We start from the raw sequence: 16553 nt of genomic DNA on the forward strand, positions 1-16553 counted from the left end.
AAAAGACAGAAGTTTTTGGGTGCCGCCTTTTTTTAAAAAGGCGGCGTTCTTTTGAAGCTTTTTGAAAAAAGCTTTACCAAAAACTTTTTGTCGTTTGGCTGAAGGGCTTCCCTGACTTTTGCGGCCGGTCGTTCCATATATGATATACACGATCTGTTCTTGCCCAAGGAGCCATCATGGCGCGTCGGCCCGCTAACCGTTTTGTCTGCCAGTCCTGCGGGGCGGTCTTCCCCAAATGGTCGGGCCGGTGCGATGCCTGTGGTGCCTGGAACAGCATTGTCGAGGAAACGGTCGAGCCCACCGCCACAGGCGGCACCAATGCCCGCAGGCGCACCGGCGCGCGCATCAACCTCGTGGGCCTTGCGGGTGATACGCCGCCACCGCCGCGTATTGAAACGCATATCGGCGAGCTTGACCGCGTGCTCGGCGGCGGCCTGGTGCCAGCCTCGGTGGTACTGGTGGGCGGTGACCCCGGCATCGGCAAGTCCACGCTTCTGCTGCAGGGCGCATGCGCCCTGGCGCGGGCGGGTCGCAAGGTCATGTATATCTCGGGCGAGGAAGCGGTGGACCAGATCCGCATGCGTGCGCGCAGGCTGGGGCTGGAAGCCCCCACGCTGGAACTCGCCGCCGCCATCAACGTGGCTGACATCGTGGCAACGCTTGAGGCGGAGAAGGATCTGGCCCTTGTCGTGATCGACTCGATCCAGACCATGTGGATGGAAACGGTGGAGAGCGCGCCCGGCACGGTCAGCCAGGTGCGGGCCTGCGCGTTTGAACTCATCCGGCTTGCCAAGCAGCGTGGCTTCAGCCTCATCCTCGTGGGGCATGTGACCAAGGAAGGGGCGCTGGCGGGCCCGCGCGTGCTGGAGCACATGGTTGATGCGGTGATGTATTTCGAGGGGGATCGTGGCCACCAGTTCCGCATCCTGCGCGCCGCCAAGAACCGCTTTGGCGCAACTGACGAGATTGGCGTATTCGCCATGACCGATCAGGGGCTGGAGGAAGTGCCCAACCCCTCCGCCCTGTTCCTGGCCGAGCGGCGTGGCCACATTGCGGGTTCTGCCGTGTTCGCGGGCATGGAAGGCACGCGCCCCGTGCTGCTGGAGGTGCAGGCGCTGCTCTCCCCCAAGGCGGGCGATGGCGGCGCGCGCCGTGCCGTGGTGGGGTGGGAGACGGGGCGGCTGAACATGCTGCTCGCCGTGCTTGAAGCCCGCTGTGGCATCAAGCTCAACGCCATGGATGTGCACCTCAACATCGCAGGCGGGCTGCGCGTGGGCGAGCCTGCGGCCGACATGGCGGTGGCCGCGGCTCTTGTTTCCGCCGCCACCGGGCAGCCGACGAGCGCGGGCTCGGTCTATTTTGGCGAGGTCGGGCTTTCAGGCGAGGTGCGTCAGGTCTCGCAGCCCGATACACGGCTGAAGGAGGCGCACAAGCTGGGCTTCGAGCAGGCGTTCCTGCCGCGCCGCATTGCGCGTGGCAACCGCAAGCCCTCCGCGCCCGACGGGCTGGTGCTGCATGAAATCGGGCATCTGGGTGATCTGGTCAGCCTGTTCACGGGGGCGATGGAGGAGGCAGAGGCGTGAGCACGCCTGAACGCTTCATGCTCAAAGCACCCGCCATGCTGGAGCGCGAGGTGAAAAAAAGCATCTTCCTGGCCCAGGCCGCCCCCGTCGCCACGCCTGCCGAGGCCATGGAATTCATCGCCACCGTCAGCGACCCCGATGCCACGCATAACTGCTGGGCCTACCTGATCGGGCAGACCTATCGCAGCGATGACGCGGGCGAGCCGGGCGGCACGGCGGGCCGCCCCATATTGCAGGTGATCGAGGGGCAGGGCTTTGACCGCACCGTGGTGGTGGTCACGCGCTGGTTTGGCGGCACCAAGCTGGGCGCGGGCGGGCTTGTGCGCGCCTATGGCGGCACGGCGGCGGAATGTTTGCGCACGGCCCCCCGCGTGCCGATTGTGGAGATGGTGGGCCTGACCTTTGGCTGCGGTTTTTCCGAGCACGCATTGCTGCGCGCGCGGCTTGAGGCGATGGACTGCCAGATCATGGCCGAGGAATTCGGCGCCAATGGCGTTGGCCTGCACATAACCCTGCCTGTGGCGCGCGAGGCGGAGGTGCGCACGCGCATTACCGACATAACCCGGGGGCAGGCCACCATCCGCGTTGTGGAGGAAGATGGCGCGCAGGGTGTTGGAGCGTAACGGCATTGGCGCTATGTCAGACGGCGTTTCACGTTCAGCATACGGAAAAAAGACCAGTCATGACCGATACCCCTCCCGATCGCCTGTCCGTCAATCCTACCAGCCCGTTTTATGATGAGGCCCTGCTCGAGCGCGGCATTGGCGTGCGCTTCAAGGGCATCGAGAAGAACAATGTCGAGGAATACTGCATCAGCGAAGGCTGGGTGCGCCTGGCCGTGGGCCGTGGCACCGACCGCTTTGGCAACCCCATGACCATGAAGGTGACGGGCCCGGTCGAGGTCTGGTTCAAGTCCTGAAGATAAAAGTTTTTGGTGAAGCTTTTTTCAAAAAGCTTCGAAAAAACGCCGCCTTTTTGAAAAAAGGCGGCACCCAAAAACGTTTATAAATAAAAAAGGCCGCACCCCGAGGGATGTGGCCTTTTTGTTGTTCCCCTACCGGGTCATTCCTCGTCAATCGCGCGCTTGGGCAGCAGGGCAGGCACGAAGACCAGGGTGGCGATCAGCGTGCAGGCCAGCGAGAGCAGCAGCAGGCGGCCCATGCTGGCCGTGCCCGGATGGTGCGAGGCTGCAAGCGAGCCGAACGCAGTGCCCGTGGTCAGCGCCGAGAACAGCACCGCCCGCGCCGTGGGGCTGGACAGCGGCGACTTGATGCCCGCCCGCCAGTTCATGACGAAATAGATGTTGAACGACACGCCCACGCCGAGCAGCAGGGGGAGGGCGATGATGTTGGCGAAGTTGAGCTGCTCGGGCACCACGATGATCAGGATGACCGTCATCAGCGCCGAGAGCAGCAAGGGTGCGAGCACCAGCGCCGTATCAAGCAGCTTGCGCAGCGCCACGGCCAGAATGATGGCGATCATGACAATGGCCGCCCCGGCGGCGGTAACAAAGGCATGCACCATGGTGGCGGCACTCTGCACGATGTCGATGGCCGAGCCTGCCGCCGTGGGGGCGATCTTCTGTATCTCGCCCACATACTGGTGCAGCGCGCGGTTGCCCTGCATCTCATGGCTGGGGTGGACCTCGACGAGTGCGCGCCCGTCAGGCAGCAGGTAGTCGCGCGCAAGCTGCTGCGGCACGTCGCTAATGCCCACTTCCTTAACCTGAAGCATGTCGCGCAGCATGTTCAGTTGCATGGGCAGGAAGCGCACCAGCGCCTCGTTGGTGGCCAGCACGCGGGCATCATCGGCCTTTGCCAGTTGTGCCAGCGCCGACTGGATGCGGCGCAGCGGGTCATTGGCGGGCAGCTTGTCCAGCACGCCACCAAGGTCGCCCGCGGTCTTGGCGGCGGCGGCACGCAGGGCATCGGCATCAGGCGCGGGCTTGGGGTTGGGCACGATCAGCGTGGGCAGCAGGATGTTGGCGGCATCCTGGATCAGCGGCAGCTTGGTTTTCTGGTCGGCAGGCACCATCGAGCCGAGCCACAGCGCATCATGCACCAGCGGCAGGCCTGAAAGCCGGTCCGACATGGCGGCGGCCTGCTTGAGGTCGGGCATCAGCACATCGACCGTATAGGGCGAATATTGCGGCTCGGACATGAGCATGCCCAGCGTGACCATGCCTTCGGATTTGGGGTTCTTGGTATGCAGCGGGTCGGCATCAAAGGTCAGGCGCGGCACCAGCGCCAGCCCGCCAAGCGCCACCAGCACGAACACCGCCAGGATGGGTTTGCGGTGGTGGCGGATGGCCGTGTCGATGGGCCGCGCGAAGGCGAAGCCGATCGTGCCATGCCCTGCCGTGGGGCGGAACAGCCGCAGCAGGGCGGGCAGGAGCGTGAGCGTGCAGACAAAGGCGAACACCATGCCAAAACCGGCAATCAGCCCCAGTTGGGCCACGCCTACGAAGGCGGTGGGCGTAAAGGCCAGAAACCCTGCCGAGGTGGCCATGGCAGCCACAAGGATCTGGTGGCCGGTCTCGTTGCCGGTCTGCTCAAGGGCCGCGGGCAGGCTGAGTGCCGTGCCATCGGGGTTGGCCTGCGCGCGGAAGCGGACCGAGAACTGGATGGCGAAGTCCACCGCGATGCCCACGAACAGAATGGCGAACGCGACCGAGATCAGATTGAGCTTGCCCACCACGATGGCGGCAAACCCGGTGGTGAGCAGCAGCCCCGACACCAGCGTGATGATGATCGGCACGATGATGCGCCACGTATGCACCGCCAGGATCAGCCACAGCGTGACCAGCACCAGCGAGCCGAGCAGGCCTGCCACCATGCCTTCGGCCACGGTGGCGAATTCCTCATCCGCGATCTGGGTATCGCCCGTGATGTGTACGTGCGCCCGCCCGCTTTTAACAAAGGGCAGGTCATTTGCAGCCGCGCGGATGGCGTCTGATGCCGCGCCGCCGGGCTGGAAGGAATCATAATCCAGCTTGGGCTGGGTCACGACAAACTGGAACTTGCCGCCAAGATCGGCCAGATCGCCCGCGAGCAGCCGCTCCCATGAAAGGGGTTCCGGCGTGCCATCGACCGAATGCTGCAACGTGGTGGCAAAGCCATCAAGGGCGGCGTGGAAGTTGCCAAGGTTGGCCTGCCCCTGCGCCACGCCAAGCGCAATGAGGTTGAGCGCGCTGAACAGCCCGCGCCCCGAAGGATCGGCCGCAAGCTCGCTGAGGAAAGGCTGGGCGGTGATGGTGGTGTTGAGCACGCGCTCAAGCGCCTTGGGGTCAAGGAACATCAGCCCGTTGCGCACAAGGTAGGGGTCGGTCTGCGGCGTGGTGACGTAATTGAAGTTGGCATGGTCATCGCGCAGCTTTGCCGCAAGGCCGAGGGCTGTCTGCTGCGCCTCCTCGGGCAGGGCCGCGTCGATCACGGCCACGAGCTGGTCCTGCTTTTGCGGGAACAGGCGGCCCATCTCGTCCGAGCGCTTTTTCCAGTCCAGCGAGGACGAGAACATCTGGTCCGTATCGGTGGTGACGCCAAGCAGCGCGTAGCTGGCATAGGTCGCGCCAGCAATCAGCACGGCAAATGCCAGCACGACAGCAATGGCATGGCGGGAACACAAAGCGACAAGACGCCCAAGCGGTACCGATAGCATGACGAGTATTCAGCCCTTCAGAAACCTGACCCGATGCCGCATGAACGCGGCAGTCGGTGAAGAAGTACGGTTTGGCCCATGATGTGGTGCCGATGCAAGGTGGTTCTTTACCGCCGCGGGCATGGCCCCTGCGTGGCGCGGGTGTTGCGGGTGACAGCGCGGCTCATCGTGCCCAAAAAGCCTGCCCACGAAAAAGTTGGCAAATCATAAAGAAGTTTCTGACAAGGCTTTTTTCAGAAAGCTTTGAAAGACACGATCGTTACTGAAAAAAAAGGCAGCACCCGAGAACGTCTGTTTTGCATCAATTATTTGCTGGGTAACACTCTTTTACAAAAAACGGACCCTGCCCGCTCAGGACTGGTGGGGCAGGCGCATGTCCTTGGCGGGCGTGGGGCGGACCCAGCGTATTTCCATGATCTGCCATGCCACAAGCGAGGGCAGGCCCCAGGCGATCTCGCGCAGGCGCTTGATGAGCGAGAGCGCAATCCCTTCCTGCGGGGAAAGGCCAAACAGGCCGCCAATCAGGATATACCCGCCTTCTGACACGCCAAGCGCGCCCGGCACGGCAAACCCCGCCGATTTCGCGGCCTGTCCCACGCTTTCGATCACGAAACTGTCAGCGAGCGAAAGCGGGTGGCCCATCGCCGCAAGCACCACAAAAACCTCGAACGTGCCCAGCGACCAGCCCAGAAGTTGCAGCGCACCCGCGCGCAGCGAGTTCTTGCGGGTGCGGTACAGGGTCAGGATCTGCGCGTGCAGGCCACGGATGTCATCCACCCCATCCCACCCCAGATGGGCGGCGATGCGCACCAGCAGCTTTTCCACCAGCGCAATGGCGCCAAGGTACTGGCTGCCGAAGAAGACGGCGCCAAGCAGCAGGGCGGCACCCGCGCTTTCCATCAGTTCGTCGGTCACATGCGAACGGTTGACGAGGCAGAACAGCACCCCCAGCCCGATGAGCGTGAAGGTGACCTGGCTGAGCAGTTCGATGGTCAGGTCGCATATGGTCGAGGCGGCGGCCTGCTTGATGCCCGTGTCATCACGCCGGGCGAGCAGGCGGGTGGTAATGACTTCGCCGCCCACCTGGGCTACCGGCAGCAGGTTGTTGATGCCCTCACGCGCGCAGCGCAGGGCAAAGAAATCGGCAAAGGCCAGCTTTGGGCGCCCGGTCTGGGCCAGCAGGCGCCATGCCTGCGCCGAAGCACAGACCTGGCTTGCATGGAAAATGATGATGGCAGGAATGCTCCATCCCCCGGCCGCGATCAGCCCGAGGATGTCATGCAGGCCGAAACGCCCCAGCATCCAGATCGTAAGACCGACACCGAATGCCCCGGCGAGGAAGGTAAGCTGCCGCATCCGCCATCCCTGTCACCTGAAACAGGACCGCAGAAAGGCTGTTGTCAGCCATTCATTGGCCCGATTCCACTTTAGCAGCCTCTGATTTTCTGAAGCAATGCGAGACTTTCAACACAGGCGGCCACGGCTTCGCGGCCCTTGTTGTGCACGTCATCACGCGAGCGGACGATGGCTTGCTCATCGGTATAGGTGGTGAGCACGCCAAAGGCGATCGGCACCTCCGTGTTCAATGAGGCCTGTTGCAGGCCAACCGCCGCCCCAAGGCTGATGAACTCGAAATGGGCGGTATCCCCCTTCACCACGCAGCCCAGGCAGATCACGCCATCGTAGCGACCAGTCTTTGCCAGCACCTGCGCCAGTAGCGGCAGTTCATATGCGCCGGGTGCATACATCACATCTTCATCACGCATGGAAATGGCGTGTTCCTTCAGCCATGCCAGCGCACCATCACGCAGGCCGTGGGTCACGTCTTCATTGAAGCGGCTGACCACGATGGCGAGGCGCGGCGGGTGAGCGAAGTTGAGCTCGACTGTGGTGGAGGGGATGTTGGTGCTCATGTCCGGCGTTGTCCGTTTCGGGTTGTTGGATTGGAAAAAAGAATGAAAGTTTCTGGGTGCCGCCTTTTTTTCACCCAGCATCCACTGTCGTAGGTTCGCACAGGGCATGACCCATCCGGGTGCGCTTGGCCTCCAGATAGGCGCGGTTGAACGGGTTGGGTTCCACCGCAAGCGCAATGCGCCTGCGCACGTCAAAGCCGTGGCGTTGCAGGGCGTGGACCTTGTCGGGGTTGTTGGTCAGCAGGTCGAGGCGGCTGACCCCCAGCGCGCGCAGGATGTCCGATGCGGCCTGCCAGTCACGTGCATCGGTCTCGAAGCCGAGGCGGTGGTTGGCGTCCACCGTGTCCAGCCCGTCATCTTGCAGCGCATAGGCGCGGATCTTGTTGGCAAGGCCAATGCCGCGCCCTTCATGCCCGCGCACATAGACCAGCACGCCGGACTCGGCGGCGCCAATCTGCTCGAGCGCGCCCTGTAGCTGCGCGCCGCAATCGCAGCGCAGGGAGCCCAGGGCATCGCCCGTCACGCATTCCGAGTGCAGGCGCACCAGCGGCACGCTGCCTGACTGGCCGGGCTGGCCCTTGACCATGGCCACATGCTCCGTGCCATCAGGCGCGCGGAAGGCGTGGATCATCATGTCCGGTCCGCCAAAGCGGCTGGGCAGGTGGGCGCGGGCAACCTGCTCGATGGCGGGCTTTTCGGCAGCCTTTGCCGTAATCGGGTTGTCTTTCAGCCACTTCGCCAGCTCGGCGATGGACAGGATCTGCAACCCGTGGCGTCTGGCGTAGGGGCGCAGGTCGTCCATGCGGGCCATGGTGCCGTCCTCGTTCATGATCTCGCAGATCACGGCAGCCGGGATCAGCCCGGCCATGCGGGCAAGGTCAACCGAGGCCTCGGTGTGGCCGGGGCGGGCCACCGTGCCGCCGGGCACCGCGCGCAGCGGGAAGATGTGGCCCGGCGAGACCAGATCCTCGGGCTTGGCATCGGGGCCTGCCGCCACCAGCACGGTCTCGGCGCGGTCGGCGGCCGAGATGCCGGTGGTCACCCCCTCGCGTGCCTCGATGGACACGGTGAACGCCGTGCCGCGCGGGCAGGTGTTCACCTGTGTCATCATGGGCAGGTTGAGCTGCGTGATCCGCTCGGGCGACATGGGCATGCACACCAGCCCGCGCGCATGGGTCACCATGAAGTTCATGGCGTCCGGCGTGACCAGTTCGGCGGCCATGACCAGATCGCCCTCGTTCTCGCGGTCCTCGTCATCCACAAGGATGATCATCCCACCATTGCGAATGGTTTCGACGGCCTGCGCCAGTGCCGGCGGCATCAACGATACTGACATACGCTCTCCACATATTTAGCAATGACATCGACTTCGATGTTCACGGCGTCGCCTGGCTTCAGGCCGCCAAGGGTGGTGTGTTCCCACGTGTGGGGGATGATCATGAGCGCGATGCGGAATTCGTCTGCATTGCAGCCCTCCTCGCCCGGTGCGCCTACTGCGTTCAGGGTGAGGCTGATGCCATCGATGGTGATGGAGCCTTTCTCCACCAGGTAGCGGCGCAGCCGGGCGGGAATGGCGAAGGTGATGTGCCGCGCCTCGCCTTCCCCGTGCACTGCCAGCAGGCGGCCCGTGCCATCGACATGCCCCTGCACGATATGGCCCGAAAGCCGCGTTGCGGGGGTGACCGCGCGTTCGAGGTTGACGGTGTGCCCGGCATCAATGCGGCCAAGCGCCGTGCGGTCCAGTGTTTCGGAGCTGATGAAGAAGGTGGCCGTGCCTTTTGCATCAAAGGAGGTCACGGTCAGGCACACGCCATTGACGGCAATGCTCTCGCCAAGGGCAAGATCGGTGATGCCTGTCTGCACCGTTATGTCCAGATCCCGGTCAAGCCGCCGCGCGGCGCTGACCTGTCCCTGGTGCTCGATAATGCCAGAAAACATGCTTACTCCTTATGCAGCGTCAAGTTCGGGGAACAGGCGCAGCGGTGTCACGTCACCTGCGCGCACGCGCACGGCGTACTGATCCGTGCCATCGGGGCCTGCGGTTATGCTCAGCCAGTCATGCCACAGCCCGCGGGCCTCGATTTCGGCCAGCAGTTTCGGGCCGGCTTCCACCATCGCCCACGTCACACCCGCCTGGCCGAGCATGTCGGGCAGGGCGGTGATGTCGGTGCAGACCCGTATTTCAAAGCCCCGGTTGTGCGCGGCGGTGAGGTAGGCCTCATCCACCTCGCCCGTGCGGGTGCAGATGGCGAGAATGCGCGGCGCGCGGCCCGGGTGGTCGGGCACGCGGCGCACGTCAAGGCCGGGCTGGTCGGCGCGGATGGTGCCGGTGGCGGTAATCACCGCATCGGTGGCCCGGCGCAGGCGGTGCGCAAGGTCGAGCGAGGCGGCGGAGGTGAAGGTGGTCCGGCCCGCGGGCGGCACCATGGAGCCATGGGCGTCGAGCGCCTGCTTGACCGTGATCCACGGCTGGCCGGTGCGCATGAAGTGGGTGAAGGGGGCCAGCAGGCTGCGGCACAGCGTCTGCATGGGGCCCTGGGGGCCTGTGGGCTGGAGCACATGCACGTCGCAGCCGCGCTGGCGCAGCGTGTCGGCCCCGCCGCCTTCCACATGCGGGTTGGGGTCGCGCACGCCAATCCATACGCTGCGGATGGGCGTTGCGAGGAGGGCGAGCGAGCACGGCCCGGTGCGTCCGGTGTGATTGCACGGCTCAAGGGTGACCACCGCCGTATGCGCGCGCGCCAGCAGGCCGCGTTCGCGGCACTGGTTTATGGCCTGGACCTCGGCATGCGGGGTGCCCGCGCGGTGGTGGCCGCCGGTGGCGAGGATCGTGCCTTCGCTGTCGAGGATGGCGCAGCCCACGGGCGGGTTGGGCGCGGTGGCGCCCACATGGCGCGCGGCTTCATCCACCGCCGCGCGAAAGGCGCGGGCAATGGCGGGCGGCAGGGCGGTGGCCTGCGTAGCGCTGGCGTGGGAACCCTGTGGCAACGCGTCCAAAACACAGTACTCCATCCATCTGGACGGACCCAGGGCGCGTAAAACCACATGCCTGCCTTCCATGCGGGAAAGCAGGGCCATAGTTTCCGTTCTCTCTCATCCGGACTGTAACCGTCGGTTCCGGAGTTGCACCGGATCTGCTTGACCCCGCCCGCTTTCGCGGCCGGGCGCTCGCGGACTTATGGCCCTGCATGCAGGACCAATTACCGCCGGTGGGGAATTTCGCCCCGCCCTGAGAACGTCTGTAAACCGGGGTGAGGCCCCGATTCGTATTCAGTGGCACTGATAGTGGGAACAATTCGCGCCGATTGCAAGCCGTACGCTGTCGGGGGAACTATATTGTGTCCTGTTCACGCGCCTGCCTGTGGCGGCCGGGATGGAGCAGCGAGGGGATGCGGCCATGATGGCCGAAATTGACCAGCCGCGCCTCCTCGACCTCAATGCGGCCAAGCAGGCGCGAGCGGATGATGGCGATGGCCAGCGCCGCCCCCATGAAGGGCCCGAGCGCATAGATCCAGAAAGACTGCCACTGCCCTGCAACCAGCGCCGGGCCAAAGCTGCGCGCAAGGTTGGAGCTGTTGCCCGACAGCCAGGCCGAGATGGGGTTGCACACCAGGAAAAACAGCCCGCCCGCCCACGGCGTGAGCCATTTCAGCACCGGGTGGGCGGCAAGGGCGCAGATCATCAGCACCAGCAGCACGGTCAGCACCAGTTCCGTCACCAGTGGCCACAGCACCGATACATGCGGGAAGGGAATGGTGGCGGCATAGGCCGAGGCCTGCGCCATCTGCCCCCATACCGGCACGACATGGCCCAGCGCGGCCAGCAGCACGGTGGCGAGGCAGGCGCCAGTCATCTGGGCGGCCACATAGCCGCACAGGTCGATCACGCCCAGCCTGCCCGCCAGGCTGAACGCCAGCGAGACCGAAGGGCTGACATGCGCCCCGCTGACCCGCCCGAACGGCGTAAACGCCGCCACCGTGCCCGACAGGCCAAAGAACAGCCCGCACAGCGCGGTCTGCACCAGCGGGTGAGGTGCCAGGGCGCGGCCAATGGGGGTATAGGGCGTGGTCAGCACCGTAACCGACACGATCCCGCACAGCATAAGCACCGTTGTCGCCACCATCTCGCACGCATACAGCTTCCAGTGCAGCGGATGGTCGGGGTGGGGTGCGCCGGCAAGGGGCCGGTCCTCCTGGGGCGGGGAGCCGGTCTGCCGGGGTGCGGTCATGTCGTGTTATTCCCTTCGTGGCACATGTAGAGGCCTTGAATTAAAGCAGGGAATGGTGTGTAATAAAGGAAATGATGCGAATATAAGCCGTGCATGAGAATAGTTAATGCATAGCAGCTGAATGTTTTTTCTATAATAGGATGCGCCATCCCTCCTGTATCCCGTCAGGCATCGGGTGTGGGTGAGGGTTTTATCAATCATGTGTTCAGGGGCAGACGCGCCAGGCTGATGGATTGCTGTTGGAAAGAAGGCCGCTGTTCCTGTCGGGCCAGCAGGGCGGGCAGGCCCCGCATGGTGCTTGGCGGGCTGATGGTCGTGATTGGTGGCATGGCGGCCCCCGCAGCCGCCCGGGCCGATGACATGGCCGAGATCCGTGCCCTCCATGCCGAGATGCAGCGCCTTGAGGCCAAGGTGCAGCAGCTCGAGGCCCGCCACGGCATGGCAAGCGGCGGCTCGCATGTGCTGGCGGGGCGCACGCTGCGTTCTGGCCCGCGTTCGAGCGCAAGCAGCACGTCGGTCACCAATCCGTCGGGCCAGATCTCGGCCATGCCCGACCTGTCACGGCTGACCATCGGCGGCCCCGCCCTGTCGGATGACGCGCAGGCGGCGGCAGCGGCTGAAAACACCATGACCGAATCCATCGTGCCCAGCCAGCCCAAGCTGGACCTTGATTCCTCCAGCCCGCTGGCCATTACCCAGGCCGGGGTGGACAGCCTGCCGCCCATTTTCCGCATTGGCGGGGTTTCGGTCAGGCTCGGTGGCTTCATCGATTTCTCGAACATCTATCGCAGCAAGAACCTGACCAGCGGCCCCGCCACAAGCTGGGGCAGTTTTCCGTATGCCAACAGCCCCAACGCCCATACCGGCGAGTACCGCCCCTCCGCCCAGCTGACCCGCCTGAGCGTGCTGCTCCAGGGCTCGCCCACCAAGGACGAGACGCTGTCAGGCTATATCGAGACCGATTTTGGCGGCGCGGCCGGCACCGCCAACAGCTACCAGACCAACAGCTATACGCCGCGTATCCGCCAGGCGTACATGACCTATAGCAACACCAAATGGGGCTTCCATGTGCTGGCGGGGCAGGCATGGAGCCTGACCACGGGCTATACGCAGGGCCTGCTGTCGCGCCATGAGCAGCTGCCGCCGGTGGTCGATAACAACCAGATCCCCGGCATCGTGTTCACCCGCGTGCCGCAGATCCGCTTCATCAAGGATTTCGGGCGCAAATGGTGGCTCGGGCTTTCGCTCGAGGCGCCGCAGGTGGCCTATGCCGCCAACGGGGGCAGGCATGCCATGCTGACAGGGGCCAGCGATGACACCATCTCGTCCTCCGACACGACCCTGCTTTACAGCAATGCAGGCTCCGGCATGCTCAACCCCAATGCCCGATACAGCATGGACGTGGCGCCTGACATCGTGCTCAAGGGCGCGCTCGACACCAAGCCCGCCCATTACGAAGTCTATGGCCTGGCGCGCTGGTTCAAGGCCATGGCGCAGGCGCCGGGCGGGCCGATCCGCGAGCATGTCTCCTTTGCCGGTGGCGTGGGCGGCGACGTGACGGTGCATGTCATTCCGCGTTACCTTCAGTTTACCGGCAATGTGCTGGCGGGCCAGGGGATTGGCCGCTATGGCCCCGCCATGCTGCCAGATGCCACCTTCAGGGCCAATGGCACGCCTGCCCCCATTCCCGAGATCATCGGCAGCATGGGGCTGATCGGCCACCCGACCTCCAACCTGCTGGTCTATCTGTATGGCGGGGTGGAGAGCGCTGGCAGGCGTACCTATACCGGCGCGGATGGCTACCAGTATGGCTATGGCGTGAACGATCTTGCGCTGGCCAGCTGTGACGTGGAACAGATCAGCGGCGGTAGCTGCGATGCCCAGACCCACACCATTGCCGACCTGACCGTAGGTGGCTGGTGGCATGTGCTGCAGGGCGGCGATGGCGCCAGCCCCACCACCGGGGGCAACACCATTTACGTCACGTTCCGCTATTTGCCTTTCCAGTAACCACGCTGCTCGCTGCCAGGGCCGCCTGGCAATCGGCGGCCTGATGGGCGAGGTGGATGTCATGCACCTCGCTTACGGCGCGGATGCTGCTCGTGCGCCAGTGCGCGGTCATGCCATGGGGCGTGCACAAAGCACCTGCGCCAAGCAGCGGCCCGTTGCCCGGATCAACCGCCGCGAGCACGGCACGCGGGTTGCGCGGCAGGGCAAGGCGTAGCGCGGTGCGCAGGCGCGCCGTCGTCTGGTCATCGGTATGGACGATCAGTTCGGGCACCAGATCGATCCAGCCCGACCAGCCCGCGGCCACGGCGCGGCGTAGCTGTGGCCAGGCCTTGTTCTCATCAAGCATCCGGATGGTGGCCTCGGCCCCATCTTCATGAAGCTCGCGGGCGAGGGCGCGCGCGCTCAGGCCCATGCCGGCTTCGGTGGGGGCGCCCGCAGGGGGCAGGCTGGCGGCAAGTGCTGTCAGCCCGATGGTGGGGGCGAGCAGGGCTACAAGCAGCATCAGCCGGGGAAAAGTGCTTGGGCGCATTGTCTTTGTTCTCCCTTCTTACTGGTGTTGCGTTATGGTGAGGAAACACCGCAATCGTGGCGCGGGCGGGGCATGGATGGGGAAAATCATGGGCACGCCGGTTGCAGGGGTGGGCACATGTGCTTATAGCCTGCGCCCATGCCCGCATGTGTCACGGGGCAGCCGCGCGATCCTGACCGGACCTGCCACGCGCGTTGACCAGGGGGCGGACAAGGCCCTGCATTGTTGTTTCTGGCGGGTCTCGCCACTGTGGAGAACAGACGTTTCATGGGTGCCATGTCCTCTTCCGAACTTTCGCGTCTTCAGGTCTGCCTGCGCCGTCTGCTGGGCTCGCCGGGGCTTACCGTCAATGCGCCGCCGCGCGCCGGGCTGTCGGTTGAACTCGCGGTCAATGGCGAAGTGGTGGGCACCGTCCATCGCGATGAAGACGAGGGCGAAGTGTCCTACGCCATCCATATGACCGTACTGGAAGAAGACCTTCCCCCCGCAAAGTAAGACGACCCCCATAAACGCCTGAAAACAGGAAAAGCCGTTTTTTTGAAAAAAGACGGCCTCCGGAAGCTTCTGCTGTTTTCAAACCCCTGCCGGGAGGGCCTAGGGCTGCGTCAGCGGCTGGGGCACGGGGCCTGCCGATGCCTCGACAAGGGGGCGCGGCGGATGCGTGGGCAGGTCGATTCGGTGGATTTTCCACTGAAAGGCATGGATGCGCATCTGCAACCGCAGCGGAGTCTCGTTTTCATGCCCGGGCATGATGACGCTCGCCTCGAACACGCCGGGATGGGTGAAATGCGCATGCACGCGCCACAGCATGCCCAGCATCGTGCCCGCCGTGGCGGGCTGCTGTTCATGCGGCATCAGGTGATCGACCAGCATGCCAAGCTTGTCGGGGCGCACTTCCTCATCAATCGCGTTGGATGCGGCGGATGAGGCGAAGGATGACCCGAAGGCAGGCAGTTCATCATCAGCCACGGGCGGGCCGATCAGGTCATCGACCACCTGTGTCTTGAGCCCGTTGCGCACCGATTCCCATTTGAGGCAGGTGTTGAGGCTGCCCATGTCATGTGTGCGGATGGCGGAGGTGATGGACCACAGCGTGCAGAAAGGCGAGGCCGCATACAGCGTTGTGGCTGCGGCCAGCGTGCCCGCGCACACCCACCGCGCCTGCTGGCGGCGCAGGGTGGACAGGTTGGCGGGAATTTCCATGCGGGAAAGATAAGACATTGATTTATACTCCCCCAAAATGGTTTCACCCTTGCCCTTGAGCCTATACTGGAAACATATCGGGCATGCATTGGTTTCATGATTGCGTGACATAATTTTCACGTAATCGTGATAGAAGGCCTGTTTCTTCCGGCTGCGCCGGGGTGGGGCAGGGTGTATCCGCCATGGGTGCGGCAACGGGCGGGGCAGGAGAGAGGAATGAATTTTTCCGACGAAGAGATCCAGCGCTACGCGCGCCACATCCTTCTGCCCGAGGTCGGTGGAACAGGGCAGGAAGCGTTGAAAAACGCCAGTGTTCTGGTCATTGGCGCAGGGGGCCTGGGCTCGCCCGTGGCGCTTTATCTGGCGGCGGCCGGCGTGGGGCGCATCGGGCTGGTTGATGATGACGTGGTGGACCTGTCGAACCTGCAGCGCCAGATCGCGCATGTGACCGACCGGGTGGGCCAGCCCAAGGTCGAGTCGGCAGCCATCGCCATGCGCGCGATCAATCCGGGAACACGGGTGGATTGTCATAACGTGCGGCTTACGGCTGACAACGCCCGCGCGCTGGTGCGGCAATATGACCTGGTGTGCGATGGCAGCGACAATTTCGCCACGCGCTACCTCGTGGCCGATGCCTGCGCACTGGAAGGGCGCACCCTCGTCTCCGCCGCCGTGCTGCGCTTTGAGGGCCAGCTTTCCACCTTCCGCCCCGGCGGCCCGTGCTATCGCTGCCTCTACCCCGAGGCCCCGCCCGCGGGCACCGTGCCATCCTGCGCCGAGGCCGGGGTGTTCGGCGCCGTGACGGGGGTGATGGGCACGCTCCAGGCGACCGAGGCGCTGAAGGAAATCCTCGGTATTGGCGAGAGCCTGTCCGGTCGCCTGCTGGTGTGGGATGCGCTGGCCATGCGCTTTCACACCATTACCCTGCCAGCCGATCCTGACTGCGCCCTGTGTGGTGCGCACCCCACAATTCATGACCTCTCGGCCCATCACGGTCCGGCGCCCGCCCTGTGCGGCGTGCCAGAAGGGGCGGCATCATGATGCGCGATGACGGGGCGCTGGCCATCTTGCTGTATGATGGCGCCTATGCCCGCGCGCATTATGCCTTTGTGGTGGCGGCGGGCGCGCTGGCCATTGGCCGCCCGGTCATTGTGTTTGCGGCGGGGCGGGGCGTGCATGCGCTGGCGCGCGACTGGCGCGGCCTGCATGATGCGGCGGATGATGCGGGCGTGCGCGCGCGCGGCGTTGCGGGCATGGACACGCTGCGCGAAGCAGTGATGGAACTGGATGCGACGCTGATGGTGTGCGAGGCCGCGCTGAAACTGTGCGATCTTGCGCCCGGACAGTTGCTTGATGGCGTGCAGGTGGCCGGTATTCCCACCTTTCTCGAAGCCGCCCGGGGGCGGCAGATCATAACCCTTTAAGGATTG

The 16553-nt window shown here is 64.6% G+C and carries 16 protein-coding genes and 1 riboswitch; of the genes, 7 read left to right on the forward strand and 9 right to left on the reverse strand.

Annotation, left to right across the window (positions count from 1 at the left end; translation table 11 throughout):
- Positions 1–176: 176 nt before the first annotated feature.
- From radA to R5N89_RS00085, 3 genes are read left to right on the forward strand one after another with little or no spacing between them, the layout of a single operon-like run.
- Positions 177–1583, forward strand: a complete 1407-nt coding sequence (gene radA, locus R5N89_RS00075; RefSeq protein ID WP_110568556.1) for a DNA repair protein RadA — start codon at positions 177–179, stop codon at positions 1581–1583.
- A complete protein-coding gene (locus tag R5N89_RS00080) occupies positions 1580–2206 on the forward strand; it encodes a YigZ family protein (protein ID WP_110568554.1) in 627 nt (208 codons plus the stop codon). The genes radA and R5N89_RS00080 overlap by 4 nt, the downstream gene beginning before the upstream one ends.
- A 59-nt stretch (positions 2207–2265) precedes the next feature.
- Positions 2266–2502 carry a DUF3297 family protein gene (locus tag R5N89_RS00085; protein WP_061275528.1) on the forward strand — a complete coding sequence of 79 codons (237 nt, stop codon included), beginning with the start codon at positions 2266–2268 and terminating at the stop codon, positions 2500–2502.
- A gap of 143 nt (positions 2503–2645) precedes the next feature.
- Here the strand turns inward: R5N89_RS00085 and R5N89_RS00090 are convergent, their stop codons facing one another.
- The 7 genes from R5N89_RS00090 to R5N89_RS00120 form a co-directional block, all read right to left on the reverse strand.
- Positions 2646–5240, reverse strand: coding sequence for an MMPL family transporter (locus R5N89_RS00090; protein ID WP_110568552.1), 2595 nt, complete (start codon positions 5238–5240; stop codon positions 2646–2648).
- Positions 5241–5591: 351 nt separating this feature from the next.
- Positions 5592–6596: a lysylphosphatidylglycerol synthase domain-containing protein gene (locus tag R5N89_RS00095; protein WP_110568550.1), complete on the reverse strand. Its 1005-nt coding sequence runs from the start codon at positions 6594–6596 to the stop codon at positions 5592–5594.
- A gap of 71 nt (positions 6597–6667) precedes the next feature.
- Positions 6668–7153: a 6,7-dimethyl-8-ribityllumazine synthase gene (gene ribH, locus R5N89_RS00100; RefSeq protein WP_110568548.1), complete on the reverse strand. Its 486-nt coding sequence runs from the start codon at positions 7151–7153 to the stop codon at positions 6668–6670.
- A 70-nt stretch (positions 7154–7223) separates the two neighbouring features.
- Positions 7224–8474, reverse strand: coding sequence for a 3,4-dihydroxy-2-butanone-4-phosphate synthase (gene ribB / locus R5N89_RS00105; protein WP_110568546.1), 1251 nt, complete (start codon positions 8472–8474; stop codon positions 7224–7226).
- Positions 8474–9091, reverse strand: coding sequence for a riboflavin synthase (locus R5N89_RS00110; RefSeq protein WP_110568544.1), 618 nt, complete (start codon positions 9089–9091; stop codon positions 8474–8476). The genes ribB and R5N89_RS00110 overlap by 1 nt, the downstream gene beginning before the upstream one ends.
- A 9-nt stretch (positions 9092–9100) precedes the next feature.
- On the reverse strand, positions 9101–10099 hold the full coding sequence (gene ribD / locus R5N89_RS00115) for a bifunctional diaminohydroxyphosphoribosylaminopyrimidine deaminase/5-amino-6-(5-phosphoribosylamino)uracil reductase RibD (RefSeq protein ID WP_110568711.1): 999 nt from the start codon (positions 10097–10099) through the stop codon (positions 9101–9103).
- A 135-nt stretch (positions 10100–10234) separates the two neighbouring features.
- A riboswitch (FMN riboswitch) is annotated at positions 10235–10394 on the reverse strand.
- 90 nt (positions 10395–10484) lie between these two features.
- Positions 10485–11381 (reverse strand): MIP/aquaporin family protein, encoded by an 897-nt coding sequence (locus R5N89_RS00120; RefSeq protein ID WP_110568541.1) that lies wholly within the window; start codon positions 11379–11381, stop codon positions 10485–10487.
- Between the two features lie 228 nt (positions 11382–11609).
- Here R5N89_RS00120 and R5N89_RS00125 point away from each other — a divergent pair, with 228 nt between their 5' ends.
- Positions 11610–13391, forward strand: a complete 1782-nt coding sequence (locus tag R5N89_RS00125; protein WP_408887034.1) for a hypothetical protein — start codon at positions 11610–11612, stop codon at positions 13389–13391.
- Here R5N89_RS00125 and R5N89_RS00130 read toward each other — a convergent pair.
- The gene (locus tag R5N89_RS00130) at positions 13363–13920 is read right to left on the reverse strand and encodes a hypothetical protein (RefSeq protein ID WP_244192132.1); all 558 of its coding nucleotides are present in this window, start codon (positions 13918–13920) and stop codon (positions 13363–13365) included. The two genes, R5N89_RS00125 and R5N89_RS00130, sit on opposite strands and share 29 nt — an antisense overlap.
- A gap of 267 nt (positions 13921–14187) precedes the next feature.
- Here R5N89_RS00130 and R5N89_RS00135 point away from each other — a divergent pair, with 267 nt between their 5' ends.
- Entirely contained in the window at positions 14188–14415 is a 228-nt protein-coding gene (locus tag R5N89_RS00135; protein WP_110568538.1) for a DUF3126 family protein, read from the forward strand.
- A gap of 99 nt (positions 14416–14514) precedes the next feature.
- Here R5N89_RS00135 and R5N89_RS00140 read toward each other — a convergent pair whose 3' ends face one another.
- Complete coding sequence (locus R5N89_RS00140; RefSeq protein WP_110568707.1) at positions 14515–15141, reverse strand: DUF2939 domain-containing protein; 627 nt, start codon at positions 15139–15141, stop codon at positions 14515–14517.
- A 198-nt stretch (positions 15142–15339) separates the two neighbouring features.
- On the opposite strand from R5N89_RS00140, the gene R5N89_RS00145 reads away from it, so the two are divergent.
- A complete protein-coding gene (locus tag R5N89_RS00145) occupies positions 15340–16164 on the forward strand; it encodes a molybdopterin-synthase adenylyltransferase MoeB (RefSeq protein WP_110568536.1) in 825 nt (274 codons plus the stop codon).
- A complete protein-coding gene (locus R5N89_RS00150) occupies positions 16161–16547 on the forward strand; it encodes a DsrE family protein (RefSeq protein WP_110568534.1) in 387 nt (128 codons plus the stop codon). Before R5N89_RS00145 ends, R5N89_RS00150 begins: the two co-directional genes overlap by 4 nt.
- The last annotated feature ends 6 nt before the right edge of the window (positions 16548–16553 follow it).

It is taken from the genome of Komagataeibacter sucrofermentans DSM 15973 (genome assembly GCF_040581405.1).
In the GTDB taxonomy this organism is placed as follows: domain Bacteria; phylum Pseudomonadota; class Alphaproteobacteria; order Acetobacterales; family Acetobacteraceae; genus Komagataeibacter; species Komagataeibacter sucrofermentans.

Coding starts and splice junctions, on each gene's coding strand:
- radA (WP_110568556.1), top strand. CDS start 177: ATGGCGCGTCGGCCCGCTAACCGTTTTGTCTGCCAGTCCTGCGGGGCG.
- R5N89_RS00135 (WP_110568538.1), top strand. CDS start 14,188: ATGGGTGCCATGTCCTCTTCCGAACTTTCGCGTCTTCAGGTCTGCCTG.
- R5N89_RS00095 (WP_110568550.1), bottom strand. CDS start 6,596: ATGCGGCAGCTTACCTTCCTCGCCGGGGCATTCGGTGTCGGTCTTACG.
- R5N89_RS00085 (WP_061275528.1), top strand. CDS start 2,266: ATGACCGATACCCCTCCCGATCGCCTGTCCGTCAATCCTACCAGCCCG.
- R5N89_RS00110 (WP_110568544.1), bottom strand. CDS start 9,091: ATGTTTTCTGGCATTATCGAGCACCAGGGACAGGTCAGCGCCGCGCGG.
- ribH (WP_110568548.1), bottom strand. CDS start 7,153: ATGAGCACCAACATCCCCTCCACCACAGTCGAGCTCAACTTCGCTCAC.
- R5N89_RS00120 (WP_110568541.1), bottom strand. CDS start 11,381: ATGACCGCACCCCGGCAGACCGGCTCCCCGCCCCAGGAGGACCGGCCC.
- R5N89_RS00150 (WP_110568534.1), top strand. CDS start 16,161: ATGATGCGCGATGACGGGGCGCTGGCCATCTTGCTGTATGATGGCGCC.
- R5N89_RS00090 (WP_110568552.1), bottom strand. CDS start 5,240: ATGCTATCGGTACCGCTTGGGCGTCTTGTCGCTTTGTGTTCCCGCCAT.
- ribB (WP_110568546.1), bottom strand. CDS start 8,474: ATGCCGCCGGCACTGGCGCAGGCCGTCGAAACCATTCGCAATGGTGGG.
- R5N89_RS00130 (WP_244192132.1), bottom strand. CDS start 13,920: ATGCGCCCAAGCACTTTTCCCCGGCTGATGCTGCTTGTAGCCCTGCTC.
- R5N89_RS00140 (WP_110568707.1), bottom strand. CDS start 15,141: ATGTCTTATCTTTCCCGCATGGAAATTCCCGCCAACCTGTCCACCCTG.
- R5N89_RS00145 (WP_110568536.1), top strand. CDS start 15,340: ATGAATTTTTCCGACGAAGAGATCCAGCGCTACGCGCGCCACATCCTT.
- R5N89_RS00125 (WP_408887034.1), top strand. CDS start 11,610: ATGGATTGCTGTTGGAAAGAAGGCCGCTGTTCCTGTCGGGCCAGCAGG.